33 protein-coding genes are annotated in these 23,360 nt (G+C 35.6%); 26 read left to right on the top strand and 7 right to left on the bottom strand.

Annotated features, from left to right (window positions below; genetic code table 11):
- Positions 1-83 precede the first annotated feature (83 nt).
- The 3 genes from BTN98_RS18355 (at position 84) to BTN98_RS18345 (ending at position 2,054) form a co-directional block, all read left to right on the top strand.
- Positions 84-1,049, top strand: a complete 966-nt coding sequence (locus tag BTN98_RS18355) for a hypothetical protein (RefSeq protein WP_065189972.1) — start codon at positions 84-86, stop codon at positions 1,047-1,049.
- Positions 1,050-1,092: 43 nt separating this feature from the next.
- Positions 1,093-1,557 carry a DUF2859 domain-containing protein gene (locus BTN98_RS18350; RefSeq protein WP_065189973.1) on the top strand — a complete coding sequence of 155 codons (465 nt, stop codon included), beginning with the start codon at positions 1,093-1,095 and terminating at the stop codon, positions 1,555-1,557.
- Positions 1,558-1,697: 140 nt separating this feature from the next.
- Positions 1,698-2,054 carry a hypothetical protein gene (locus BTN98_RS18345; protein ID WP_065189974.1) on the top strand — a complete coding sequence of 119 codons (357 nt, stop codon included), beginning with the start codon at positions 1,698-1,700 and terminating at the stop codon, positions 2,052-2,054.
- Positions 2,055-2,116: 62 nt separating this feature from the next.
- On the opposite strand, the gene BTN98_RS20415 is transcribed toward BTN98_RS18345, so the two are convergent.
- Entirely contained in the window at positions 2,117-2,278 is a 162-nt protein-coding gene (locus tag BTN98_RS20415; RefSeq protein ID WP_156674904.1) for a hypothetical protein, read from the bottom strand.
- 80 nt (positions 2,279-2,358) lie between these two features.
- Positions 2,359-2,817, bottom strand: a complete 459-nt coding sequence (locus tag BTN98_RS18340; protein WP_065189975.1) for a hypothetical protein — start codon at positions 2,815-2,817, stop codon at positions 2,359-2,361.
- Positions 2,818-3,096: 279 nt separating this feature from the next.
- On the opposite strand from BTN98_RS18340, the gene BTN98_RS18335 reads away from it, so the two are divergent.
- The 3 genes from BTN98_RS18335 to BTN98_RS18325 all read left to right on the top strand — a co-directional run bounded on the left by BTN98_RS18335 (position 3,097) and on the right by BTN98_RS18325 (position 5,191).
- Complete coding sequence (locus BTN98_RS18335) at positions 3,097-3,378, top strand: hypothetical protein (RefSeq protein WP_065189976.1); 282 nt, start codon at positions 3,097-3,099, stop codon at positions 3,376-3,378.
- A gap of 230 nt (positions 3,379-3,608) precedes the next feature.
- Positions 3,609-4,361 carry an endonuclease I family protein gene (locus BTN98_RS18330; RefSeq protein WP_065189977.1) on the top strand — a complete coding sequence of 251 codons (753 nt, stop codon included), beginning with the start codon at positions 3,609-3,611 and terminating at the stop codon, positions 4,359-4,361.
- A gap of 77 nt (positions 4,362-4,438) precedes the next feature.
- Positions 4,439-5,191, top strand: coding sequence for a hypothetical protein (locus BTN98_RS18325; RefSeq protein ID WP_065189978.1), 753 nt, complete (start codon positions 4,439-4,441; stop codon positions 5,189-5,191).
- Positions 5,192-5,258: 67 nt separating this feature from the next.
- On the opposite strand, the gene BTN98_RS18320 is transcribed toward BTN98_RS18325, so the two are convergent.
- A complete protein-coding gene (locus BTN98_RS18320) occupies positions 5,259-5,894 on the bottom strand; it encodes a hypothetical protein (protein ID WP_065189979.1) in 636 nt (211 codons plus the stop codon).
- Positions 5,895-6,512: 618 nt separating this feature from the next.
- Between BTN98_RS18320 and BTN98_RS18310 the strand changes: the two genes are divergently transcribed.
- Together BTN98_RS18310 and BTN98_RS18305 are read left to right on the top strand one after the other, a co-directional pair.
- Positions 6,513-7,076: a prepilin peptidase gene (locus BTN98_RS18310; protein ID WP_065189981.1), complete on the top strand. Its 564-nt coding sequence runs from the start codon at positions 6,513-6,515 to the stop codon at positions 7,074-7,076.
- A gap of 74 nt (positions 7,077-7,150) precedes the next feature.
- Positions 7,151-7,408 (top strand): hypothetical protein, encoded by a 258-nt coding sequence (locus BTN98_RS18305; protein ID WP_065189982.1) that lies wholly within the window; start codon positions 7,151-7,153, stop codon positions 7,406-7,408.
- Between the two features lie 84 nt (positions 7,409-7,492).
- On the opposite strand, the gene BTN98_RS18300 is transcribed toward BTN98_RS18305, so the two are convergent.
- A complete protein-coding gene (locus tag BTN98_RS18300) occupies positions 7,493-7,828 on the bottom strand; it encodes a hypothetical protein (RefSeq protein ID WP_065189983.1) in 336 nt (111 codons plus the stop codon).
- Positions 7,829-8,119: 291 nt separating this feature from the next.
- On the opposite strand from BTN98_RS18300, the gene BTN98_RS18295 reads away from it, so the two are divergent.
- Complete coding sequence (locus BTN98_RS18295; RefSeq protein WP_065189984.1) at positions 8,120-8,875, top strand: hypothetical protein; 756 nt, start codon at positions 8,120-8,122, stop codon at positions 8,873-8,875.
- Positions 8,876-8,912: 37 nt separating this feature from the next.
- Here BTN98_RS18295 and BTN98_RS18290 read toward each other — a convergent pair whose 3' ends face one another.
- Positions 8,913-9,401, bottom strand: coding sequence for an RES family NAD+ phosphorylase (locus tag BTN98_RS18290; protein WP_065189985.1), 489 nt, complete (start codon positions 9,399-9,401; stop codon positions 8,913-8,915).
- A gap of 41 nt (positions 9,402-9,442) precedes the next feature.
- A complete protein-coding gene (locus tag BTN98_RS18285; protein WP_065189986.1) occupies positions 9,443-9,880 on the bottom strand; it encodes an antitoxin Xre/MbcA/ParS toxin-binding domain-containing protein in 438 nt (145 codons plus the stop codon).
- Positions 9,881-10,090: 210 nt separating this feature from the next.
- Between BTN98_RS18285 and BTN98_RS18280 the strand changes: the two genes are divergently transcribed.
- The 12 genes from BTN98_RS18280 to BTN98_RS18225 all read left to right on the top strand — a co-directional run bounded on the left by BTN98_RS18280 (position 10,091) and on the right by BTN98_RS18225 (position 16,866).
- A complete protein-coding gene (locus tag BTN98_RS18280) occupies positions 10,091-10,357 on the top strand; it encodes a hypothetical protein (RefSeq protein WP_065189987.1) in 267 nt (88 codons plus the stop codon).
- Positions 10,358-10,541: 184 nt separating this feature from the next.
- Positions 10,542-11,021: a GNAT family protein gene (locus tag BTN98_RS18275; protein ID WP_065189988.1), complete on the top strand. Its 480-nt coding sequence runs from the start codon at positions 10,542-10,544 to the stop codon at positions 11,019-11,021.
- A gap of 234 nt (positions 11,022-11,255) precedes the next feature.
- Positions 11,256-11,780, top strand: a complete 525-nt coding sequence (locus BTN98_RS18270) for a hypothetical protein (RefSeq protein WP_065189989.1) — start codon at positions 11,256-11,258, stop codon at positions 11,778-11,780.
- Between the two features lie 61 nt (positions 11,781-11,841).
- Positions 11,842-12,141, top strand: a complete 300-nt coding sequence (locus BTN98_RS18265) for a hypothetical protein (protein WP_065189990.1) — start codon at positions 11,842-11,844, stop codon at positions 12,139-12,141.
- A gap of 27 nt (positions 12,142-12,168) precedes the next feature.
- On the top strand, positions 12,169-12,570 hold the full coding sequence (locus BTN98_RS18260) for a hypothetical protein (protein ID WP_065189991.1): 402 nt from the start codon (positions 12,169-12,171) through the stop codon (positions 12,568-12,570).
- A gap of 26 nt (positions 12,571-12,596) precedes the next feature.
- Positions 12,597-13,196, top strand: coding sequence for a hypothetical protein (locus tag BTN98_RS18255; RefSeq protein ID WP_065189992.1), 600 nt, complete (start codon positions 12,597-12,599; stop codon positions 13,194-13,196).
- Positions 13,197-13,226: 30 nt separating this feature from the next.
- Positions 13,227-13,982 (top strand): single-stranded DNA-binding protein, encoded by a 756-nt coding sequence (locus tag BTN98_RS18250; RefSeq protein WP_065189993.1) that lies wholly within the window; start codon positions 13,227-13,229, stop codon positions 13,980-13,982.
- Between the two features lie 172 nt (positions 13,983-14,154).
- The gene (locus BTN98_RS18245; RefSeq protein WP_065189994.1) at positions 14,155-14,397 is read left to right on the top strand and encodes a hypothetical protein; all 243 of its coding nucleotides are present in this window, start codon (positions 14,155-14,157) and stop codon (positions 14,395-14,397) included.
- Between the two features lie 78 nt (positions 14,398-14,475).
- Positions 14,476-14,826, top strand: a complete 351-nt coding sequence (locus tag BTN98_RS18240; protein ID WP_065189995.1) for a DUF5983 family protein — start codon at positions 14,476-14,478, stop codon at positions 14,824-14,826.
- A gap of 72 nt (positions 14,827-14,898) precedes the next feature.
- Entirely contained in the window at positions 14,899-15,327 is a 429-nt protein-coding gene (locus BTN98_RS18235; protein ID WP_065189996.1) for a hypothetical protein, read from the top strand.
- A gap of 57 nt (positions 15,328-15,384) precedes the next feature.
- On the top strand, positions 15,385-16,101 hold the full coding sequence (locus BTN98_RS18230; protein ID WP_065189997.1) for a hypothetical protein: 717 nt from the start codon (positions 15,385-15,387) through the stop codon (positions 16,099-16,101).
- A gap of 78 nt (positions 16,102-16,179) precedes the next feature.
- The gene (locus BTN98_RS18225; RefSeq protein WP_065189998.1) at positions 16,180-16,866 is read left to right on the top strand and encodes a DNA methyltransferase; all 687 of its coding nucleotides are present in this window, start codon (positions 16,180-16,182) and stop codon (positions 16,864-16,866) included.
- A 1,148-nt stretch (positions 16,867-18,014) separates the two neighbouring features.
- On the opposite strand, the gene BTN98_RS18220 is transcribed toward BTN98_RS18225, so the two are convergent.
- Positions 18,015-18,320, bottom strand: a complete 306-nt coding sequence (locus tag BTN98_RS18220; protein ID WP_065189999.1) for a FliH/SctL family protein — start codon at positions 18,318-18,320, stop codon at positions 18,015-18,017.
- 321 nt (positions 18,321-18,641) lie between these two features.
- Here BTN98_RS18220 and BTN98_RS18215 point away from each other — a divergent pair, with 321 nt between their 5' ends.
- From BTN98_RS18215 to BTN98_RS18195, 5 genes are all read left to right on the top strand, one after another.
- Entirely contained in the window at positions 18,642-19,271 is a 630-nt protein-coding gene (locus tag BTN98_RS18215; RefSeq protein ID WP_065190000.1) for a hypothetical protein, read from the top strand.
- Positions 19,272-19,392: 121 nt separating this feature from the next.
- Positions 19,393-20,043 carry a hypothetical protein gene (locus BTN98_RS18210; protein WP_065190001.1) on the top strand — a complete coding sequence of 217 codons (651 nt, stop codon included), beginning with the start codon at positions 19,393-19,395 and terminating at the stop codon, positions 20,041-20,043.
- A 68-nt stretch (positions 20,044-20,111) separates the two neighbouring features.
- On the top strand, positions 20,112-21,059 hold the full coding sequence (locus BTN98_RS18205; RefSeq protein WP_065190002.1) for a hypothetical protein: 948 nt from the start codon (positions 20,112-20,114) through the stop codon (positions 21,057-21,059).
- 73 nt (positions 21,060-21,132) lie between these two features.
- The gene (locus tag BTN98_RS18200; protein WP_105030063.1) at positions 21,133-22,878 is read left to right on the top strand and encodes a DUF4942 domain-containing protein; all 1,746 of its coding nucleotides are present in this window, start codon (positions 21,133-21,135) and stop codon (positions 22,876-22,878) included.
- 65 nt (positions 22,879-22,943) lie between these two features.
- Positions 22,944-23,336 carry a hypothetical protein gene (locus BTN98_RS18195; RefSeq protein ID WP_065190005.1) on the top strand — a complete coding sequence of 131 codons (393 nt, stop codon included), beginning with the start codon at positions 22,944-22,946 and terminating at the stop codon, positions 23,334-23,336.
- Positions 23,337-23,360 lie beyond the last annotated feature (24 nt).

The following is a 23,360-nucleotide window of genomic DNA, read 5'->3' as shown; positions in this document are numbered from 1 at the left end:
AGCCCCATAAAGCCCGACACACTAAATTTATTGTAATACGTACTAGCCTTTAAACTATCAAAAACATTACGGCAATATACATAATGGAATTATCTATCAGCAACACAGAGAATGGCTATACCTCTAGCGAGCTTAAACAAATCATTGAAAACTTATCTGATCGTATGTCACTGGCTACAAGACTAATAATTAGTGCCGGTTTGCGTCCATGCGAGCTTCATACACTAGAAAAACGCAATAACGGTATGTACGTTGTTTATATGCGCGATAGCAAGACTTCACGTAGAGTTAATGTTCTACCCTCACTTGATGCTGAATTGACGAGCTACAAGCGCACTAAACCAGTAGTTCAATTGAGTAATAAAAAAAAATACATGAGTTGCTACAACTTACCAACTGGACAGCATTGGCATAAAAGATTTAATCACGTAGCTGTTCAGGTTATTGGTAAAAGTCATTCAATAAAAACATTGCGATCTCTTTACGGCATTAACCGTTGGGAATACTGGTATAAGTCCAATACAAACGCTCAAACAGCTAATCACCTGATTGATCTTGAATTAGGTATTGGCATTACGTTGAACAAACATCGTCAATGGAGAAAAGAGAGCATTGATAGTACGTATTTTGATTATGAGAGCGCATGTGAGAATGAGATTTCAGAACAAATTACAGGATCGCTATTAACAGGACAACAAACCCTTAATTGCTTTAGTTGTGCAAATCTATTTTATATCGCTAAACAAAAGGGAATACCTCTTTCGCTTGAGAATATCTTAAATCAATCTGCACCTTTGGCTCTTGATGCAATTAAGAGTCTTCAATGGCAATACGATTTTGCCAAATACAATTTCAATATGGTTAATGCTGATAGCTGCACCACTGCGAGGCAAAAAGCCATTGCTGCACATGATTTAGATATTTCATGCTTACTTTTAATGAAGAAACTTGAAGCATCAAAGGAATATTTACTTGAAAAATCGCACTACGAAATTGGGTTTAACGTACCTTTTATTAATAACGCCAATTTACGCGAACGCACTTACTGAACTTCCAACTGGACAACTAAAAACACAAACTCTGGTTGAGGTTATGGGAAAAGATCGTATAGCAGAAGCGCAAGGGGTAATACGTTTTGACAGAATGAGTGAAATAGCTAAAAAAGCAGAGTTAGAAATGAACATTAAAGGTGATAGGCAACAACTTATGGATGAAGCACTTGCTGCTATTTTTCCGGTAGTCACACCTAGCATGAAACCCAAAAGTGGTATGACATATACCAAGTTAGCAAAGCCGTTAGAGGGAATGACAAGTTCTTTGGCTATTATTGGAAGTGACCAATACTCAATGCAATGGTTGGACGCAAACATTAAGCGTTTTAAGCGTGAGAACGTCACTATCATGCTCGTTGATGTTCATTCGGATGAACAATACGCGAACATATTAGAACGCGCACAAGGCTTATATGTTATTCCTGTTAGTGGTCAACAAATCCACGATGATACTGGACTCAATTATTATCCTGCATATTTAACAAACTTAGGCTTTGGCCAGTAATAGTTTCTGTTATTTGCAATTTCTATTTGGGACGAAACAATAAACCTGGGGGTAGGTAATTTACAGTCTATTCCCTACCCTTTTATCTTTGCCCATTATGATACCTGCAGAACGAAACAATATGATTAGGAATTACAAACATGCAAAACCAACTGAACCTCGATCAAAAATTTATCAATGACGTAGCTGAGAGTCTTAATGCTGCAGGTGTTAAAGAGGTCAAAGGTAAAGTAAAGATGGGAGCGTGGCTTGTACGTCAAAATGCAAAGCACACTGATCTTGAAGAACATCTTGAATCTGAAATTTACGAATACGATGTTACAAATCAAAATGGCATTGTAATTCGTAAGTCATGTGTGTTTATTGCTATTGATACACGCGACAATACTGTTTTATTTGCTAATCTATTAACACATAAGTTTGGTCTGAAATTACGCAAAGAATTACAAATCAAACGTGAGGCAAAAGAACGCCAATTACTCTATGTTAGTGCTTAGAATACACATTAAAAAAGCCCGTTACTAACGGGCTTTTTGCTGTATGGATTGCCGAAATATAATTATTCTTCTTCGCCATATATGGCAAGCATTTCATCCCAATCGCCAGCTAATAATTCACTAGGAAATAATTCTGGTTGTACAATTTCATTCTTGCGCCAATACGCCTCGAATGATTGTAATTTAGCTTGTTCTTGTTTAAGAAATTCTTCAAGAGTGATCATAATTTCACTCCATTTTGATAAGTTTGTAGCATTAGATTGTTTGTCATTTTGATAATTCCGTGTGTAAGTTGGGGTGTTATTTAATTATTTATTGACGGTGTAGCCTCCGGTAAGTTTGGTGCAGCTATATTAATAACCTTTGCTGAACGATCAATATCCAGCAAATCAACGTCAAATGTTAAGGGAATACTAATTAATTCCTCAGAGTTAAACTCACGTAACGTAATGGGAGCTAAATCGTAAAGCCCATATTCAACCAACGCACCAAAATTTAATGTGTATTCATATGTAGACCTTATACCAATGCGGCTATGTCTGATTAAACCAATACCAACTAGCACTTCACGATACCGGTACATCGTAGTGACATGAGCCGACACAACACTACATAACAAAGATGAATCCAATACACATTTACCATCCTGTTTCATCGCCCAAAATATGGCCTCAGCTAAAAGTTTCTGCTTGTACGTTAGACGATTAGCTTTAAGAAAGCTGTCTACAACTTTCCATAACCTTTTTTTTGTAACTTTCTTCATTTTCGTACCTCTCTCCATGTTGAGTTTAATAATAAAGATTTATTAGCTCTATACGGCTTTTAGTCAGTAGCAGCCTTAACAACTAATAATCCTTATTCTCACAACCACACATAAAATGACTGCTGACAACAAAACATCGCCATTTTTGCGGTAAGTCAATATAGCTCCAACCCACACATTTAAGCAAGATGTTTATCCATTAGATAAACATAATAATGTAATGTGTGTATTTATGTGCTTTAATAGCGCAAATCAACTATACAGATAGGATGAAAGAAAATGTTTAAATCTCATTTAGTAAAAATTGCGGCAAGTGTAATAGTAACTGCAGCCTTGGTTGGGTGTTCTTCCAATGCTTCACTACAAAATCCCCGTTCTTTAATGAGTGATGAAGTCGCCTATTCTGGTGATTATTCGTCATTAATAATTAAGCGTTGCTCAAACGACTCTGTGAGTGAATCCATTTTGCCTGTTGGAGATTTTAGTTGTCCGGAAAGTAAAAATAATTGCGTGGCTATATTTAAAAAGTTGCCACAAGATATTTTCAATTGCGGTAAGTAGAGATTTTTTGTTGAGTTGATAATAGAAAATATTGGTGTAGATGCGGTTGCGTTTTTCGGTCTTTCACCAATATTTTTTATCAACAAACATCATAGTTGCCAAAACGGTGATTTTTTTTGCTTTTTGTTTCTAGTGACACAAGTGATGCTGGATTAATGCTGTTTTTAACAGAAGCTAATGTAGCTAATAATCGAAATAGATATTCATCAATAATTTATGGGTAGTAAAAAATGAAACTGACAAGATTAACGATCACCATTCTAGCTGCAGCAAGTTCTTGTAGCTCTTTTGCTTCTGGTATTACGGGTAATACGCATAATGATTCGTTCAATAAAGCAAAAAAAATCATGCAACACCAGATCTATACTCAACCGACTAACATGAAAACACTTTATTGTAATGCCCAATTTGATAGTCGAAAAAACATTACTCTACCAACAGGATTTATTAATCAGAAGTGGAAAAAAAGAGCTTTACGTTGGGAGGCTGAACATATAGTACCGATGGAAAATATCGGTAGATCGTTCAAAGAATGGCGTGAGGGCTCACCTCAATGCGTAGATAAAAAAGGCAAATCATTTAAAGGCCGAAACTGCGCAAGCAAGGTATCAAAGCAGTATCGTTATATTCAAGCAGACCTCCATAATCTTAGCCCTGCGATTGGCTCAGTTAATGCCGCGCATAGCAATTATCGTTGGGCAATGATGCCTAATGCTAAGTCTATATTTGGATCGTGTGACTTCCGTTACGACACTAAAAAACGTATCGCGCAGCCGCCAGAGAATAGTCGCGGTGAAGTGGCAAGAGCGAGTATGTACATGGAATATTCTTATCCTATGTACCGTTTAAGCTCACAGCAAAAAAAAATGATGCAAGCATGGGATAAACAAGATCCAGTTAGCTCTTGGGAGTGTGAACGCAACGCTAAGATTAAAGCTATTCAAGGAAATGATAACCCTTTTGTTAGCAAGCATTGCAAATAAATTCATTAAAAACAGTCTACTATGTGGCTATTGAATCCCTATATGGAAACTCTAACAACAAATATGGAACATAAAACATGCTAACACTAAAGCCTCACAAAAAAGATATTGCCGCTTTTAACTGCAACTCGTCATTTTGTTTAATTAAACCATTATCAATTATAAAAGTACCTCAACACGCGCTGTTAGATACGGTAGCTCATGTAGAGCATTCTCTCATTAACAGTGACTCAACTAAGCTTGAGCGGCCAAAAGGAAAATTAGACTCCATCATCAGACAGCACACCATCCCTAAAGGCGGCAATATTGGCAGAGAAGTATCAGGTTGTGCTTACGTATCTCTAATGTCTCAGTTAGAGCTTGATTACGCTACTGTTATGTCAAAGGAAAGCCAGGGCATTAGCAATAAGCGACCAAAAAAGAGCAAGCTTATGCCACGAAACAATATTAAGTTTCAATTCGTATGTGTGATTGCTGATATGTTGATGGTAGTTGAAGTTGGCCGTTATAAATCTTTCCGCTTTGCAACCAAAAAGCTCAATCAAGAATGGTCGTTGACAGCTTATAGAACGATGAATAAGTCAATTATTCGCATTCATGCAGGGAACGATGGTGATTGTATTGATAGCAATAATATTGAGTTTTACGATATTAGTAATATTACGCAAACAGATCTACAAGAGCAGTTGGTAAACAGACCGGTTAATGCCATAACCCGACAATTGAGCCCTATCAGCACAGATATAGTTGAATTGTTCAATAAGCACAGAATTAACAATGGTGACAATTTAAGAATTTCGTCACGTTCATTAGAGTTTTGTAATGAATAACATATGAAATTAAAGAATCGAGTTAGATGTTAGGGGCGAAAAAAGAGGTGATGAATCACCTCTTTTTTTAAAGATTAAGTTCTTCAACGATTGGAATGATTTTACATATAACCCTATCGGTCATAACTTTCTGAATTTGAGAATTGAATCGCTGAATTTGGTACTGGTGAACAATGCTCGCAAACAAGGTAAAACGTGTAAAGAACCACTTATTAAGCGTTGAGTATGCTGTACCTGTTGTCACAGCAATGATTTTAAGATCATTGTCTGTCATATACTCACAATAAGCCATTGGGGAACGAATTATTTTGTTTACCACAACATTTTTAGATGTTTTACGGGTATGCAGCCCCATATACGCACAAACTGTAATGGCAATGTTCTTCTCTGAAATATCATCACCAGTTAACCGCCCACCAAGCACATCACCAAGTAAAATATATGCCACATCAATATTCGCACAGTAAATATTCCCATTGTTTGGAACAATGTTCTTATTCAACTCTAATAGATATTGATAGCCTGATGAATAGAATTTACGAATACCATTTTTAAATGTTACTGGACTAGATTCACTAACATTGAGTGGTTGTGATTCTAATGTGTAAATTTCCGCTACAGATAGTACAAATTCCATTGTGGATTTAACAACGGCATATATTTCATCATTGGTAACGGTTGTTGCCTTTAAAGTTACGTCCATTCTTGCCACATACAAAAATTATAGTCTTATGACAATATCACTGATTACCTAATAGATAAATATATTACACCATAATAGCTGCGTAATTGTGTGTATTGTAAACAGAACATAAAAAACCTATTCATTAAACTAATGTGTGGTTAAGAATAATGGTTAACGCTCTCCCGTATTAGCCAAACAACATGTCTTAAATGCATGGAAAGCGAACCAGCCACCGCGATAGTTAATACAATTCACTGCTTTTTGTTTTGATTTTGCAAACAACAAAAACAAAACAACCACCAAGTCTAATGCGTATAAATTTAGACTCAAAATATACGTTATAAGCTCAATTTGTATATTTTTCTGGGCAAAAACTTGATCCTGACAATATAAAAGCATACTATCGCCATAGTGTTTACGTGTTTACCTATTACATAAACACGCTTATACAAAATTGCTAACTAATTTTTTACTTAACAATTTGACTAAATGTTTCATACTCTTAACGACTCCGTTCCGTTCACCAGTTATTAAGATAAATAGCTGGTTTTTTTTATGAGTCTAACAACTAATCTCAGTGGCAATGTTTAGCCGTGCAAAAATAAGGAATTACATACATTAATTAAGACAATAGAAATGACACTTACAACAATTATTGCCACGGGTTTAGGTTTAGCTGTCGGTAGCTTCTTGAATGTCGTTATTTATCGCTTACCAATCATGGCAAAACGAAACGCACTAAAAAATGCTTTACCTCATATAAAAGAGTTACATGAAGAAGTAAATTTAGATCCAAATTTTGACCTAAGTAAGCCGTTTAATCTTAATGTACCGCGATCTGCTTGCCCTATTTGCAATCACCAGATCACTGCTATAGAGAATGTTCCTATACTTAGCTGGTTGGTGTTAAACGGCAAATGTCGTGAGTGCAAAAGCCCAATAAGTACACGTTACCCATTTGTAGAAATTGTTAATGCAATGGTCTGGGGAACAATAGCAATATTTTATTACAATCAAACGTACTTATTGATATTAAATTGCTTGTTAGCTTCTACATTTATATGCATTATGGTGACTAATATTGATAGGCAAGAAGTTCATAACTTTCTAATTTTTCAGGTTTTAACTTTAAGTGCGCTTCAATTGGTTTATATATTGAGCCAATCAGCTTTTGTTGAGAAAATCATGGGTATTGGCTAAGTATATAGTCTTGTGACCCTCGTTACTTATTAATGCTACAATGTGGCATAACTTTAGAAAAGCGCGGTAATTAAATGCGTCCTAACTCGCGAATTAACACACTAAAAGATTTGACCAATTGGGTTGAAAGTGTAGCTGAAGAATCAAACACCAATGTAAACGATCATCAAATAAGATTAGTGCATGGTGAGTTTTCAAACGGTTCAATTGGATATATGATTCAGTTGACTCATACATCGCAATCAGTAGAAGAAATGCTTATTACTGATGGACTGGCTACGCAAATAATTAAAAAAACTTCCCCGCCCCCAACTAAAGATCAAATGCATTAAAGGTTTTACTCTTAATTTTATATAAAAAACCGCCTACTAATAAACCTTGTTAGTGGCGGTTTTTTACGTTGTGATTGGGGTAAATTAAGCAGCGAAACCCATTTTAACCATCAACGCTTTACTTCTACGCTTTAAGAATGCTTTTAGTGGAACTCGTTTTAGATAACATACAATGTAAAACGTTAAGTTTGCACTCAGTTTCACTTTACCATCTACATGCTCATACTCACCGAATGGCAGAATATAACTCAATATGGTTATGCTGAAATAAATAGCCAAGTAGATGCCAACAACAATACCAACTCGCTTTAATTGTTTGAATAGACCTAAAATCACAACCAATATGAATGCTTGTAATTTTTTGTCTTGATTAACTAATTGTTGAATTTTTAGTTCTACTTTTTTCTTTAAACTTAACATTTGTCTAATTCCAAATAACGATGCTGGTTTCCGCTATGCAATTAGAATAAATCAATACAGAATTAAAACAATTCTTGTCCTGTACAAAATCGTATTAATTTTGAAATAAACACTACTCAGTGAGATATAATTATTTTTGCAACACTATTTTTAAACCTATAAAAGTGCATTAAAATCCAACTCAAGATCTATGTAACAGGCTGTATTTATTGGTATATTTAACATCGCGCACTTGTAAGAACAACGTTCGAGGAATAAGATTGATTTAAACAAAGTGCAGGGTATTTTGATATGAACCAGAAATGTAATTCGTTAGTGTTCGTTGAGGTTACAAACAAATATTACAACCAACAAAACCAAATCGTTAGAAAGCGATTTCGACGACGATTTACTACTAGTACAGCTATTAATATGCTTAATGGCACTTTCTACTGGGATGGGTTTCACACTGCTCTATTCGGAGTATTTGAGTCGATAGACAAAAATGGAAGCTCAATTAATAATATTTGTGCAAATGAGCAAATGGAACTTGCAAGAACACTTTCTGCCATAGCTAGTCAAATAACAACATTTGAAAATCTGTATGTTTATTCAACTCGTAGCGTGAGTAACTATGATCCCAATTCCACTTTGTATCCAAAATTAGATACGCCTGATATACAAAAATATTACCAGAAGATTAACGAATTGCGCGGCATAGACACCACTTATGTCGTTGGGGCTGGCAGCCCATTTAAAGGCTTAACGCACGAACAAGCAATAAATAGACTGGTTATCAAAGGATATAATGGCGGTGCTGTTACTTGCCTTAATGATATTCTTCACCATGAGACAATTAAACACAGATTAGAAAAAGGACAAGAATTAGCAATATTTCTAAATGGTACGGAAGTTTTCTCTAATATTGAGAATTGGAACAATGACATTACTGGCAAGTTTAATGATGTGTTTATTCAAGAAAATGGGCTTGTTAGAAATGCACACAAAGACGCGCCCGTTGATATTGTGAATCTTAATGACTTAAACGTTATTGGCTACCATTTTTAATGAAAACAATGCATTACTTGGATAGCTTTAATGTTCTCTAATCTTTACTTAAACCACTGAACATTCTACTACTGTAAGCTAGTGGCAACGCTTCAATGAACTTGAGTTCACCAGCCTTGGGGTGACAAGGATTGAAGATAACAATATCATCATAACCACCTGGAACTGCACTGCTTGGCAACCGTAACGCTACGTTACTACCATTATCTAACCAAGCCTTACCTATTTGCTGCGTAGATTGCGGGTGAGGATATTCATCCCAATTTTTTGGTAGTTTCGACTTATCGTAAGTATCAATCAAATTGGTTGGTATTTCATATCTGCCCAAACGATAATTATCAGGTACTAACTCTGGATGCGGTATGTAATTAGCCATTTCGAGTAAGGCCGTTGATGCTGAACTGGCTAAATACACAATTGGATAACCAGCAGGATTCCATCGCGCCCCATTAGCATAACTACCACCTTTACCATCTAGGTTGTTTAAGTATATTTCTGGTGAGGCTCGAAATAAATTAGTGATCATTAAAAATTACCTTAATACAGGTCTTATTGTTATTTTTGATACTATGAAAACTCACCAAAACGAATTTTATTAACCGTTTCGCGTACCATTTTTCGACCAATGAATGTGTCCATTAAATCAATTGGTTTTTCGCCTTGCAGTGCTGGAACAGAAATAGACAACCATAAATCGGCTTTCTTGGTACTGCCAAATACATCACAAACTTCGACATATAGTTTAAGAACGTCAAGAATTTCCTCGGTTTGGTGCTTATCTAGCGCAGTCTTTGAATATAGACGGCTTAGATTGCCTGACGTTGTACCAAGTGCTTTTACAATCACCTCTTTCTGCTTTGGCATTGCCGAAACAGCCCATTTAATTACCTTTCCAGATAATCCTTTAACGACAGTTTGATAATAGACCTTATCATTATTAAAGATGTTTTCTGGTAGTGGTGCATCACCATTAAAAGCAACATCATTTACTGCAGTATTAATCATTACAGAGCCCGTATGTTGACACAAGATACTATTAATATTACATCATATTGATGAAGTATCAACATCATTATGATGTTACTGTTAGCAAAGAGAGCATTGTTCTTTTTTCGTTGAGTTTAAATGAAGTTGCTCGTTTTTTGCGCTGCCCCATATAACGTAAAATTTTTGTTGATACAATTACTGCGGGAATTTATCTAAAGGATTAGGAATATGGACGTTTTAATTATCATTTTTATTGTTGCTTTAGTCATTAAATTTATTTTAAAGGTGTGGGAAGAAGAAAAGTACGCAGCAAAACACAATTTATTCAACATTAACAATAAACATAACGATAAGTTTAAAAGTAACTTTAATGATGACCTGTTTGATATTACAAACCCACATTCAACTTACAATGTATTGAATGACGATAAGCCGTTTGATTTTACAAATTCACATTCAACTTACAATATAATGAATGACGATAACCACCATTAATTTATATTTTTGGTTTAGTGCTCCCTACTGACTATTGACAAATAATTGATTTTGCTTATAAATAGAAAGTGAAGTTATCAAAGCCACTTCAAAATTCTGCTTAATAACATACCTCGAATCACATATCGGGGTATTTTTTTCTTTCTCAGTGACAAGTTCACTTTGACCAATTAGGTACACCCCAATGACAATCAATCTTTCAATAATCAATCATGTTGGCAATCAGCCATTCGGCATGGATAACATCAATCGCATACGTGAACGAGCCCACGACTTATACTCAATTAACAATCGTGATGCTGTTTTAAAACCACTAATTGTTAGCAATGATGATTTGCAAGAACTATATGCTTTCGAGCTTTGTGATAGCAACGGCAATACACTGTCAGCAATGACTTGTGAGCAATTACCTTTACGAAAAGACTTAGCAATTGTCACTTGGGCTTACACTGAAACCATGAAGCGGAATCAAGGTTATTGCAATCAACTACTAGACCACGCAATTACATATTTTACTCAACTTAACATTGAACTGATCTTGGTCGAGTGCAAATCTACTGATAGTGATTCACAACAATTTTGGGCTCAGAAAGGTTTTATTAACGGCATCAATACAGAAGATCCAACTGTGGTTTATCTGTGTTCAAATATCGAAGCACTTTGATCTGCAGGAATTTAAAAATAGATAATGATACCGATTACAAAAACAATTTTAGTTATCAGCGTTGACGCGATCTTATGTTAACGCTATTCTAATACCTCTTTAGAAAGCGATGCAGTTAAAGCCTCTGCCTTTAATTATTTAACTATCCAACTTTACACCTAATCTAACTCCCCTTTATCAACTTACCTGTGCGGTTAATCCGTAACGGGGTTTTCGCACATCTGGAATTATCTAATGGCGAAATCAACCCTAAATGAACTTACGTTCAAACCGCAGCAACACATCTCAGCAAAAACACTAATCAATAACACTGAATTTATGTCGTTTGCTAATGACAAAATTCTTACATCCAATAGCACTAGCGAGTTATTCAGTAATGCAATGGCACTCGATAGCCAAAGTAAATTACGAATTGTTAGGCGTATCTTAATAACGGCTAATAATAGTGAATTTATTGAACTAAAGAAGAACTCAGGCGATAGCTTTATCACTATTTCTAAGTGTCGTGATTGCTTTAAAGAAAATGGATTTAAAGTCGAAGTGTCTTTTTACCATCGACATAATAAGCATTGTTCATCTAGCGTTGCTTATCACTCTATTTCAGAGGCGATACTGCAAGCAGTAAAGGATGGTTATACGATTCATTGTGACGGTTTATATCAAGAGTTGTTTTACGTAAATAAAGTTATTTCACGCATTAATCAGCGTGTAAGTATGCTTGCAACTCTAGCCCATTCTCGTTCTTCCCTATCCAACTAAAACCGCTTGTTTTTGTAAACAGCAATATCATTATCCAATCCCCTTATCTAAGGAAACCAAAATGGTTAACACTCACTACATCATCAACCAAAACAATCATTACTTTGCTGTAACCGGCAATGACTTTGACGCTGACAATTTAACCGGCTGTATGACATTTCAAACGAAAGATGAAATGTATGCTGCTGTTTGTGCGCGTACTGGATTGTCTCTTGATGAAGTGAACTGGTTTGAAATTATCTTGATTCAAGATGCTGACAATAACCTTTGGACTGAAATTGATCACCGTGGTTGCACTTCACTTGATGATGGTTTTGATACCGTTCAATTGTACAACTACCTAACCAATATTTGTCTTTAACCTCCAATACCCCAACAAGGAATAATCATGAAATCTATTACACCAACCATCTATGAAGCATTAATTCTTCTTGAAGTCCTAAAGGCATACTCTGAAACTGAACCGTGTAATGCTACCGAAATTTCTCTTAATATCCGAAACGAAATTATGAATAAATTCCCTAGTATTACGCACCCAGATTTTAGATTTAACTTGGCACTAAACCTCGACCGTATTGACGTTATAGATAACGCTTTAGTTGAGTATGAAGAAAATAATGTCGTTGACCAATCCATCTTTAATTCATGTGTATCAGAAGTTGAAAGTCGCTTTTTTGGTGTTTTAAATAATGCCAATTACGAGTCTCTAATTTCATCTACGGTAAGCGATATTTACTTTTGCTTATCTCAGCGCATAAACGCGCACCGTGAATACTTTTTATTTAACTAATCTAACGCCCCTACAAGGAAACCCTAATGTCTAATGCAAAAAAACCACGCCACAAACGCCTAGTTGATGAACTTATTACTTTTGCTGAATGGCAAACCGAACGCACTTTCACTTATCGCTTAAAACGCCTTAATTGCCTTGATGATTTTATTGGCATGATTGCGCGAAAACATGGTGAAAACTGCGCTCTTAGCTTTGAAGACTGGCACGTTGAAGAAGAAGCATTCTTTGATGAAAAGCTATCTAAGATTGCTAATGAGTTATGGGATGCTGATAGTAATTGTCCAGAGTTAATCGATCCAACAAGTAAAACTAAGCAGATGGTCGTTATTCTTCCTGAACCATATTTGGATCAGCGTAAGAAAGGCAACCTATATCGTTTAAGTTACTACTCCCAATCTGGTGCAAGTTATCACGATGTTTTTAAAACCTTTAAAGACGCGGTGAAATCTGCGTTTATGGGTGGTTATAACATGCTTGTTGCTGGCTCACTTGATGCGCTAGTTGATACTAACGACTGGAACAAAGGGCTGGTGGTTACTAAAGCTGTTCAAAGTGGTGTCTGGTTAAGAGAGTACCTTGAGACTATTGCTACACCAGATGAACGCGCACTATTTAATATCTAATTCCTACAAACTTTATTTTAAGGGTCTAACATGAAAATCAATTCAAACGAGGGTACTTTAGGTGGTTCTGTTATTCAGATTAATGATAATGGAAATGGCCAATCTATTCTGTGGGTTCAGCATACACCTATTGCAGAGGGTCAATATCAACCTAAACCTGTTTTACTTCGTTTAATTATCAACACTCCACTGGTACAAGACTTAGCTATTGTGAATGGAACTGCAATTATCGCAAAAGTTGAGATTAATTCATTCCAAGCAAAAGGTAATAACGCTTCAAAGTTAACAATTACTGAATACGTTGTTATAGATGTTCTATCGGTAAGTAACGGTGGCGAATCAATTGCTAATGAGTTTTTGTTGGGTGGTACTGTAGGTAAGGTTGAAAAAAATCCTAATAATGCATGGATGACAGTTAGCCTAGCTCTACAAAAAAGTAAAAATGATCCTACTGTTTGGGTTCGTATTTCTGTACATGAAAAGTTTGCAACTAAAGCGTTCAAGTACGGCATTAATAAAGGTGATAACCTTTTAATTAAAGCTAAAGTACAAACTCATTCTTATGAAGATCGCAATCAAAACCGTGTTGTTTCAAATGACTTCAAAATTGATCGGGTATTAATGCTTGAATGTCGTAATCGAAATCAACAGGCTAATCCAACTAACACACCAGCACCATCGCAATCTCAATATGGGTATGACATGCCAACTGATCAAGGTATGCCAGCTCCAGGGGATTACAGTGTTGCACCAACAGATATGTACCACGAACTACCAAGTAATTAATATGAGATAAAGTTTGTGGAGATTAGGGTTGGTTTGAATGTGCATTGCATGTTCAAACTAACCTCTATCTTTTAACGTTTTTCTTAAAGCGTTAATAAATAGATTTCTTAATGCATCAGACGGTGAAAGCCCGTTTATCCAACTATCCAACTATCCAACAAGGAATAATTTTATGCCTACCCCAAATGCTAATCAAAAAAATACATTTGTTACTATTGGCCGTGTAAGTAACTGTGAAAATATTTTAATGTTTATCGAAAGTAATAACTCAAATGAAGCTCAATCGAAATTTATTGAACATGTAAAGATCGAACATGACTGGAATGGTTATGATGATATTTACATTGATTTCTGTATTTCTCTTTCTGAGTATGTAGCTGGCCAAGTCTACAATGAAAATTACATTTCTAAATAAACAACTTCTAACCATACAAGAGCGTTTAATTAACGTTACTTAAATTTACCAATCATCTAACTTACTCAAGGAATTACAATGACTAATCAAACCACAATCAATGAACTCGTTAACACCGATGATAACTACCGTGCTATAGGTATTTCTACAGTGCATTTATCAGAAAATGATTTAGCGTTACTTGAAGAATTAGTGTTAATAGAACAACGTAATGATGCATTAGATGGAATACCATTTGCCTTTATTGGTAAGCGTAATGAGGGTTATTTATTGAAAATGTATGAGAGTTTTGATTTAGAGAATATCAAAATTACTTTACTTCAAGACAACCTCTACACTATCGCTCAATCGGCACTAAACGCTGGCTACCGCATGATCGAGTTCGATTGTGATGCTAATGTTTATGATTGCTTCCCTTGCTATCAATAATCAACAAACCTATCTACCTGCCCGTTAATAAACGGGCTTTTTTTATATCTAATTTCAGAACAGGAAAAACTAATGTCGACTAAATACCCATTTATTATCTCTTACACCACGCCGACTAATTCAGTAAAGACAATGCTAATTATGGCTGAATCAAAGTCATTGGCTATTGATGCATATTTTGCACTTAATTTAGATCCATTAACTGTATTAAAAAACATTGTTAAGCTTGAAGATTTAGCAAAAGATGCTGGCGAAAGTCTTGTCATTATTGATGCTAAAGAGACAGCGAAAATAATGTGTAAAACATTAGGTGATGGTGAACCAATATTAGATATTGATGAATTAGAAAATACAGATAAACCGTACCCAAATGAGTTATTTGATGATCAAGGTTGGGAGTTTGTACTAATGGAATCATTAGCTCACACACCACTAGATACGACCATCGAAAATGAAGTATGGGCAATTGCTCTAAAAAACACTGAGCTTGCAAATCAATAATAAATTTAGCGATAGCATTAACAATCCTACCAATTATCAAATACCGGAATTATCTAAATGAACAATTCAGACATTAAGCGTCACCGCCTTGCTACATCGGCCTTATCTCGTTTCAACGATATTACGGACGATGTTAGCGGTATGCCACAGCGCATGAGTACAGGTTCGTTGTTTCTACTTCAAAATGCTTTCAGCTTTCTTAGTTACTATGAATCTAAGATATTTGAAGATGTAAACAGCAATAACAAGTTGTGTTTATCGCGATGGTTAAATGATCCTTATGCTTTATCGTTTCCTTTTTGTTTTTCTAATTTACTCGTTCGAGACTCTGCAGTAATTCTCATTGCATTTTCTAAAGCAATGGATGAATTAGCAGTTAGTTATAAGTGCCATACACTCAAATCTAAAGATCAAACGGGTAATGATAAATTTCTACTATCAACAAAAGTTTGCGATACCACGTACTTCTTTACGAATACTGGTATCTTTTGTGGATTGATAGAAGCAATAAAATCTACCGGCTATGAGTTTAGCAATGTAACTGTTGTTGCTAGCGAATTGAGTGACTTACAAAACGCTAGTATCACATACAACTTTTTCCCTCGATTCAAACAGCTAATTGTTGATTTTGATATTGATGGGGATAAAAGCATAAAAATTGATGCTGCGAAATTCAAAGAACGCCAAAAAGTTGAAAGTAACACTGATACTTATTGTTCATTTACTCGATACTCAAATTTATTACTGAATGCTTTAATACTGTCCCCAAAATAAATGCATTTATGGTGCATCTAGATGCGCCATAAATTAAGTAAAAAACCCTAATCCATTTACCATGCACGGAATTATCTAATGAGCTCGACCACTGGAAATACAATTGAACATGATGACTATCAAACACCACAAAATGCGATTGATGCCCTTTTAAAGTTGATAGAACTACGTGAGGATGATGATTTTCTTGAGCCATGTCGTGGCACAGAGAGTCGTATTTTTAACGCTGTTAACTTACCAGAGGAACAAAAGTATTGGTGTGAAATACAAGAAAATCGTGACTATTTAACAACGGATTTTGGCAAAAAGTTTGACGTAATAATCACCAATCCACCTTTTAGTTTGAGTGAGGAATTTATTCGTAAGATGCGATCTGAACTTGCAGAAGATGGAACACTGATCTTTTTACAGCGAGTTAATTTTCTTGGTTCAAAGAAAAGAATACCGTTCTGGAATGAAATAGGATTTCCTGAAAAAGCACCAATCCTTATTCCTCGCCCAAAGTTCACTAAAAATGGTACTGATTCTTGCGAATACTGTTGGTATATATTCGACTCAGGGCATCGTACAAATAAGATCCCAAATGCATTTAGCCACATTCAGGCTGAGACACCTAAAATACAATCTAAAATTAAGAAGCCAAAGACTACTAAGCGTAAAGAACCTAAAACAGATGTTCCGGTTACTATCGAGCCGGTAATCGGTATTAATAGTCAATCCAATACAAGCAATGGCAACCCATTTCTTGCACTTGATGATTTCTAATTTATAACTCACAGAAAAACGAGTAATTAACCTGGTTAGTTGCTCGTTTTTTTGCCTTAAATCTATCCCAAAGAGATATTTGATAGATTATTTTTGCAACCAGTTAAATGAATTGTCATATTTATGGACTGCACTACAATCCACCTACTAACAGATAACCACCACAACAAACAAACATTAAATCAACATTCATTATTACATTTAGAGTCCATAAACCTAACAAAAATCAATTAAATGCTATCTATTTGATTATAAAGAAAAGCAATAAAAATAAATTTTCTTTATTTAAAAAAATAACTTAAAAAGCATTGATTTTTATTATCTATTTGATGCTGTTTACTACATAAGTGAGCAGGTGCTAACTTTTTTTTGAAATCCCCATGTTATCCACAGCCCCTCAAAAAATACCATATTGCAAAACTCCGCATTCACCATTATCTTGTAAACACTTAACTGAGTAGCGCAACGCAACCTTATGTTATATCGACTTAAATATTCATCATCCGCAACTGTATTAGCTTGATTATAAGTTTGTATGGGAGAATGAGTAACAGTTTATCGGAGAGGAAATAAGAGGATATTTTGCCTAAAAACGTCACATAAATAGAGGGAAGTATTTATACAAATATAGAAATAATACTAGAAATGAAGACGGAACAAACACTACTCGAATAATGTTTGTTCCGATAAGTCCAACGCTCAAACTGTTATGTTTTTACGATTAACTAACCCTAAATGCGAATCCAAGGTTAATCGTATTGTAAAAACGTAATTGAGTATTGTCAAAAGTAATTCTTGGCTAAAAGCATTACTTTATGGCCACGATTTTTTAAGAGAATCATTACATGATCAATATGATTTTAAGTCTATACGCTACATTTAGTCCTGAAATGCAGGAGGCTATTCAACATTCGATGTTAAATTTACTTCAATCTGAATATTTAATTGCCCTGCCCTTTGTATATTTACTTAGGGACGTAAAAGTTAATCTCACAATAAATATTCAAAAATAACAAGATACACATCGACCAATCTTGATAGCGGTGGTTTATTTACTGCATTTGAAGATCTTTAATCTCTGTTTAGATAAACGAGTAATTAGTTACATAGTTAGTTGCTCGTTTTTTCATATCAGCACGACACCTTTATTAATCTTTTCTTCTATTCCTGAGCTGTTTAGCACACTCACTTGAACCCTTACGAGTTCCATCTGAAATTGCAGCATCATGGTCTTTATTGGCATCTTGATAGCCTTGTAACTGCCCCAAGACAAAGCCTTTTGCTTTGCCTTTCTCCAAGCCAGCCTCATAGCCTCGCTTAATTCCTTTTAACTCACCAAAATAGTGAGCCATAGTGGTAGTGCGCTGTATAAATTCAGCATAATCTTTTGGTTGAGATTCAAAAACTGGCATTTCCACATGTGGCATTTCGTTATCATCATAATCTTTTGACATAGTATTATCTCCAATCAATCGCAGGATAATTAAAGATAATAGATATAGGTGATAGGACATTCCCATTAACGAGAAGTAACCACGGAATCAACGTAACAGTGTCACTTATTGTTTTTGTGGTTTGCAAAATCTAATACAATTTTCATATTGTCAGTCGATCAAACTTGATATAATCTAAAGCCTACATAACAGCATCTTGCGGTGAAAGCTCCGTATTCCAATTCTAAAACCAATCCATTTAATACCTATCCAACAGTAACTATCCCGTTACCGTTTTGTCGCGTCTGCGATTTACCAATTTCCCTATATGAATTATCTAATATGAATACCGATCTATTTTCTACACCCTGCAAACTCAAACCAGAACTTCAACAGTATGTTGACGATAGTGATGACTTGGCCATGTTCAGGCATCCACTTCTGACTAGCTTGTATTGTCCAGAAATGAACAATTACATAAACAAGGCAGTAAGTGCGCGTGAACAACACATAAAAGACAAATCACTATCAATGCAACTAGGTATTGTTGAACGTCCATTCCGACTTGAATACCTGCTAAATAAGTTTGATGAACTTTCTCAGTTAAAACATTTGGATCAGTGGGAACTAGTCTCACACATCTGGATTGATTCTGAAAATCCCTCTGTAAACCTAGATATTTGGTTATGGCTATTTAACCACCTTGGTACTTCACCGAGTTTGAGTGATGACTATTTCCAGTCTTTGCCTGAACAAATCACGTTATATCGTGGTGGTTTGTTAAATGGCTTGAGTTGGACAAACGATCTAACAAAAGCACGATGGTTCGCTAATCGTTTCAAACCTGAAAACCCTGAAATCTGGCAAATAACGATCAATAAAAGTGATGTTATTCACTTCACTGACGAGCGTAACGAATCAGAGTTCATTGTTTCCCCAAAATCTATTAATCACCCAATACGGGCGAATTAATACACCTCTTAATGGGTAATTTTGCGAACCGCAAATTTGCCTTAACTAACTAAAAATACCCTTATTTACTTTCTACGTTTTAATGCGTGGAAAAGTAAACTGTGGAAAATGGAATTATCTAATGTGCTACTTTAATTTTGACAAAAAAAACACTGAAATAACCACTAATGCAAATAACCGTAAATGCAATTCTGTCCGTATTTCTACTGTTGATGATATTTATAGCCGCGCTCTTGAATTAAAAGAGGATTACGGCATTAAATATTTAAAGATATGTAGTACCGGTACAGTAATGTTATTCGCTGGTAATGAAATCATTTTCAATAACCACATTCATGCAAAGCACGGTTATTTATCAATTGATAGTTTTTTGGCTATTTTAGCGCGTGTTGAACCCCACTTGAAAATACAGTCATTTAACAAAGGCTGGTCTTTTGAGGGCTTAATGCGAAACAAGCGTTTTATTTTGCTCGATGCATCCAAGGCTGAACTCTTTGTTATGCAAGAAATATCGTTCAAAGAATATAAAGATCACCTAGACACTAAAGTTAATGTCGGACTTGGTGAATATTCTTATGATCGATTTGCAGAGTTGATGGGGATTGATGATCCGTGCCAACTCGCGCCTGTTCTAACATCTAAGGTTAACACCATTAGAGCATGGTCAAAAGTTAATAGCGTTCCACTAGAGGTTGCTGTACGTGCAAGTGTTATATGTAAAGTAAACAATAACTACTTACAAACTGGCACTGAATCAAAATACCTGCAGTAATCTACCAATCTAAGCCTCGTTTTCAAACGGGGCTTTTATTTACCAATTTACCTATATGGAATTATCTAATGAAGACTCTTACTACTATCGTTAATAATCTTTGTGATCTTGAAATGGTCGCAAAACCAGATATTGATTCAGTTCAAAGTAAAGCACGTCTATATGCTTTTAGATTTAATACGGCCAGCGGCATTGATGCAGCTAAAGCCGTATTAAAGCGTGACTTTAAATCAGAATGTTCAAATATACTAAACCTTGCTTTTATTGAGTTCGCGTTTACGTATATGTCGCTCTGCACTGAGCAATACTTCAATATCGGTTATTACTATAATGATTTTGATAAGAGAACATTAAACCTAAGTGCCACGGGCTTCGTAACATCTGCCCGTAAGCGTGACTATGGTACGAGCAATAGCATACTGTGTAATGCGTGTTCCATTTCAACTCGTAGTTATAAATACTTGCGTAACGTGTGCCAGGGCAAGCAGAAAGGTGATTTATCACACCGTTTAAAAACGTTTGTGTCATATATCCAAAAAGCATCGCGCCCTGCAGAATATGTTTATTGGTCTTTTCTACGTCAAAATCAATTTGATGCCGGCGTTTCACAATTAACAACCTCGTTTATGTTCGAAATTGTAAACAACAAAAACAATATATTTACCGAAGCTGTACAGCGTCATATTGATACCGTACTTCTTAGTCAGTTGAATGAAGTTGATATTAGCTCTTATGAGCAAGATTGTATTAACAATAATACTGCCGCGCTTTTTGTGGCAATTGAAAGCGTTTTGCTTGATTCGAGAGACTTACCTACAGTAGATAAAGAAACGATGTTAAGTGACGAATGGTTAGTTAATTACATTGCTATGACTGATAAAACAGTGCAGCCCAATTACGCCAACTTAAAGTCAATAAACTGTATTAGACACCAAGCTAGCGAGTGGTTTAAATCAATGAGTCCTTACCAATGCGCAACATTGCTCAGAGATATATCAGTGATGTACAGCCACTAAGTATTAACTCCAATCCCCTATCTAACTAAAGCCTCATTTATTGAGGTTTTTTTCTATCTGGAATAATCTAATAATGAATGCAATTGCTAATATCCCAAGCCCTTTTAATACTAATAATCGTAGTGCTACACAGCGACTATTAAAGCAAGTGAAAGAGCAGCAACAAGATTTTGAATGGTATCCAACGACTGACGAAATTCTTGATGTAATCAAAAGTGACATCATCAAAACATATAAAGTTCGTGAAATTGGTCATGGTAACGATCCAACTCGCAAATACATTAAGCAATCTATCCTTGATGTGGGTGCTGGTGATGGTCGAGCGTTAATGAAATTAACCGATGGTAAGCGTTATGCTATCGAAAAATCGACCTTGCTGCAGCAATCAATGGACGCAAGTATTTTCCTGATTGGTACTGATTTTCATCAGCAAACCCTAATGGATAAGAAAGTAAACATGGTCTTCTGTAATCCACCTTACCTTGAATACGAAGCATGGACTTGTAAGATTATTCGAGAGTCCAATTGTGAACACGCATATTTTGTAATTCCGCACCGTTGGCAAACAAATACTGCAATCGAACGTACACTCAAAGATCGAGGTGCAACCGCCACGCGATTGAAGTTACTCGACTTCAAAGATGCTGATCGTCAAGCCCGTGCCATTGTTGACATAATTCGTGTCGATTTTTCTTCACGTAGCCATGAATATTATCGTGATTACCGTGTTGAACAAAATGTTGATGCGTTTAGCCTATGGTTTAAGAATGAATTTGAACCTAGCAAAACTGAAAGCGACATTTCTAAGACATGTACGCTTGAAATGGACGAGGAACAGGTAGAAAAAGATCAAGCTCGTACTGATCTAATCAATCAGCAAGGTCTAGTGAAGTCATTAGAGCAATTTTACAATCGTGATATGACTCGTTTGCTTGAAACATATAAATCGCTTACTTCTATAGATAGTGGCCTACTAAGTGAGATTGGCGTAGCCATGAAAGACGTTCGTGAATTATTACGCATGAAAGTTTCTTCATTAAAAGAGAAGTATTGGAAAGAGTTGTTCGATAACTTAGAGGATATTACTTCCCGTCTAACCTCCACATCACGAGAATCACTCTTAGGGCTTATGCAAGACAATATGAGTATCGACTTTACTGCTCAAAATGCTTTTGCTGTTTGTATATGGGTGCTTAAAAACTGCAATAACTACTTTGATAGTCAGCTTATTGAAGTGTTTGAAAGCATTTACAGCCTTGAATCAGCTAAGAACTACAAGAGTAATGATAAAACGCTTGTTAAAGACAAGTGGCGTTACAACTGTGCTTCTGAACACTCTCACTACAAACTTGACTACCGTGTTGTATGTCATGGGATTGGTGGGTTAACTGATGGTTCATGGCGATATAGCAATAGTGACTGCGGCTTACAACAACGCTCTGTTGATAACATCAATAACATTTTAACTATTTCAAATAATCTTGGATTCCTGCAAAACGAACAGTGCCCTAAAGCACAGTCGTTTAAATGGGAGCGAGGCGAAAAGAACGACTTTAAATATAAAGATCTATCAACCGGTGATCTTGAAATTTTAATGGAAGTTAAGTTCTATCTAAATGGCAACGTTTGGATCAAGTTCAATCAGAAATTCATGCAAAAATTCAATGTTGAGTTCGGTCGCTTAAAAGGCTGGCTACGCTCTGCAAAAGAAGCTGCGGAAGAAACTGGTTACGACATTCAAAGCGTTGAAAGCATGTTTAAATCTAACATTCAACTTGAAGCTAAGAACATGCCTTTAATGCTTGGTTCTGCGCTTTAATTAACAACCAATCCAATAAGCCACTTAGTCGTATGCTGGTGGCTTTTCTATCAGGAATTACTTAAATGCCTACACAACTATCTACTGTAATTACTTCATCTATTTTGCCTACAAGCGCATTTGCTGAGTGTCCTACGTTTGTTCGTGTGACTTTATCTCAAGATGATATAGAAGCTCTGTATGAGCGTTATACATATGCTTGTATGGCTTATACCACTGTTAGTTACGATGTGACTGATCTAAAAATGTTTCAATGGACGGACGTAACCGAACATAATTTCTATGATGCAGTACATATTTACCCTGACACAGTAAAAGCTGTCATTACCCATAAAGGTTTGAAATTTGAATGTGCTTACTTAGGCGATGAAAATCAACCTATTGATACATTTGAAACCCTGCCAATAGATCTTGAAGAAGTAATTTTGTTTCCCACAGAATTAAATCTGATTGATTAAGTGATTAAGTGATTAAGTGATTAA

This window comes from Photobacterium aquimaris, from assembly GCF_002954455.1.
Classification (GTDB): Bacteria; Pseudomonadota; Gammaproteobacteria; order Enterobacterales; family Vibrionaceae; genus Photobacterium; species Photobacterium aquimaris.
This window is presented reverse-complemented; position numbering and strand designations above follow the sequence as displayed.

What these genes read in the sequence shown, in the direction of transcription:
- BTN98_RS18320 (WP_065189979.1), bottom strand. Translation starts at nt 5,894, where the DNA reads ATGGACGTAACTTTAAAGGCAACAACCGTTACCAATGATGAAATATAT.
- BTN98_RS18210 (WP_065190001.1), top strand. Translation starts at nt 19,393, where the DNA reads ATGTGCTACTTTAATTTTGACAAAAAAAACACTGAAATAACCACTAAT.
- BTN98_RS18205 (WP_065190002.1), top strand. Translation starts at nt 20,112, where the DNA reads ATGAAGACTCTTACTACTATCGTTAATAATCTTTGTGATCTTGAAATG.
- BTN98_RS18250 (WP_065189993.1), top strand. Translation starts at nt 13,227, where the DNA reads ATGAAAATCAATTCAAACGAGGGTACTTTAGGTGGTTCTGTTATTCAG.
- BTN98_RS18230 (WP_065189997.1), top strand. Translation starts at nt 15,385, where the DNA reads ATGAACAATTCAGACATTAAGCGTCACCGCCTTGCTACATCGGCCTTA.
- BTN98_RS18335 (WP_065189976.1), top strand. Translation starts at nt 3,097, where the DNA reads ATGTTTAAATCTCATTTAGTAAAAATTGCGGCAAGTGTAATAGTAACT.
- BTN98_RS18330 (WP_065189977.1), top strand. Translation starts at nt 3,609, where the DNA reads ATGAAACTGACAAGATTAACGATCACCATTCTAGCTGCAGCAAGTTCT.
- BTN98_RS18350 (WP_065189973.1), top strand. Translation starts at nt 1,093, where the DNA reads ATGGGAAAAGATCGTATAGCAGAAGCGCAAGGGGTAATACGTTTTGAC.
- BTN98_RS18285 (WP_065189986.1), bottom strand. Translation starts at nt 9,880, where the DNA reads ATGATTAATACTGCAGTAAATGATGTTGCTTTTAATGGTGATGCACCA.
- BTN98_RS18270 (WP_065189989.1), top strand. Translation starts at nt 11,256, where the DNA reads ATGGCGAAATCAACCCTAAATGAACTTACGTTCAAACCGCAGCAACAC.
- BTN98_RS18325 (WP_065189978.1), top strand. Translation starts at nt 4,439, where the DNA reads ATGCTAACACTAAAGCCTCACAAAAAAGATATTGCCGCTTTTAACTGC.
- BTN98_RS18275 (WP_065189988.1), top strand. Translation starts at nt 10,542, where the DNA reads ATGACAATCAATCTTTCAATAATCAATCATGTTGGCAATCAGCCATTC.
- BTN98_RS20415 (WP_156674904.1), bottom strand. Translation starts at nt 2,278, where the DNA reads ATGATCACTCTTGAAGAATTTCTTAAACAAGAACAAGCTAAATTACAA.
- BTN98_RS18305 (WP_065189982.1), top strand. Translation starts at nt 7,151, where the DNA reads ATGCGTCCTAACTCGCGAATTAACACACTAAAAGATTTGACCAATTGG.
- BTN98_RS18295 (WP_065189984.1), top strand. Translation starts at nt 8,120, where the DNA reads ATGAACCAGAAATGTAATTCGTTAGTGTTCGTTGAGGTTACAAACAAA.
- BTN98_RS18345 (WP_065189974.1), top strand. Translation starts at nt 1,698, where the DNA reads ATGCAAAACCAACTGAACCTCGATCAAAAATTTATCAATGACGTAGCT.
- BTN98_RS18240 (WP_065189995.1), top strand. Translation starts at nt 14,476, where the DNA reads ATGACTAATCAAACCACAATCAATGAACTCGTTAACACCGATGATAAC.
- BTN98_RS18355 (WP_065189972.1), top strand. Translation starts at nt 84, where the DNA reads ATGGAATTATCTATCAGCAACACAGAGAATGGCTATACCTCTAGCGAG.
- BTN98_RS18265 (WP_065189990.1), top strand. Translation starts at nt 11,842, where the DNA reads ATGGTTAACACTCACTACATCATCAACCAAAACAATCATTACTTTGCT.
- BTN98_RS18255 (WP_065189992.1), top strand. Translation starts at nt 12,597, where the DNA reads ATGTCTAATGCAAAAAAACCACGCCACAAACGCCTAGTTGATGAACTT.
- BTN98_RS18340 (WP_065189975.1), bottom strand. Translation starts at nt 2,817, where the DNA reads ATGAAGAAAGTTACAAAAAAAAGGTTATGGAAAGTTGTAGACAGCTTT.
- BTN98_RS18300 (WP_065189983.1), bottom strand. Translation starts at nt 7,828, where the DNA reads ATGTTAAGTTTAAAGAAAAAAGTAGAACTAAAAATTCAACAATTAGTT.
- BTN98_RS18200 (WP_105030063.1), top strand. Translation starts at nt 21,133, where the DNA reads ATGAATGCAATTGCTAATATCCCAAGCCCTTTTAATACTAATAATCGT.
- BTN98_RS18280 (WP_065189987.1), top strand. Translation starts at nt 10,091, where the DNA reads ATGGACGTTTTAATTATCATTTTTATTGTTGCTTTAGTCATTAAATTT.
- BTN98_RS18215 (WP_065190000.1), top strand. Translation starts at nt 18,642, where the DNA reads ATGAATACCGATCTATTTTCTACACCCTGCAAACTCAAACCAGAACTT.
- BTN98_RS18195 (WP_065190005.1), top strand. Translation starts at nt 22,944, where the DNA reads ATGCCTACACAACTATCTACTGTAATTACTTCATCTATTTTGCCTACA.
- BTN98_RS18245 (WP_065189994.1), top strand. Translation starts at nt 14,155, where the DNA reads ATGCCTACCCCAAATGCTAATCAAAAAAATACATTTGTTACTATTGGC.
- BTN98_RS18235 (WP_065189996.1), top strand. Translation starts at nt 14,899, where the DNA reads ATGTCGACTAAATACCCATTTATTATCTCTTACACCACGCCGACTAAT.
- BTN98_RS18260 (WP_065189991.1), top strand. Translation starts at nt 12,169, where the DNA reads ATGAAATCTATTACACCAACCATCTATGAAGCATTAATTCTTCTTGAA.
- BTN98_RS18310 (WP_065189981.1), top strand. Translation starts at nt 6,513, where the DNA reads ATGACACTTACAACAATTATTGCCACGGGTTTAGGTTTAGCTGTCGGT.
- BTN98_RS18220 (WP_065189999.1), bottom strand. Translation starts at nt 18,320, where the DNA reads ATGTCAAAAGATTATGATGATAACGAAATGCCACATGTGGAAATGCCA.
- BTN98_RS18225 (WP_065189998.1), top strand. Translation starts at nt 16,180, where the DNA reads ATGAGCTCGACCACTGGAAATACAATTGAACATGATGACTATCAAACA.
- BTN98_RS18290 (WP_065189985.1), bottom strand. Translation starts at nt 9,401, where the DNA reads ATGATCACTAATTTATTTCGAGCCTCACCAGAAATATACTTAAACAAC.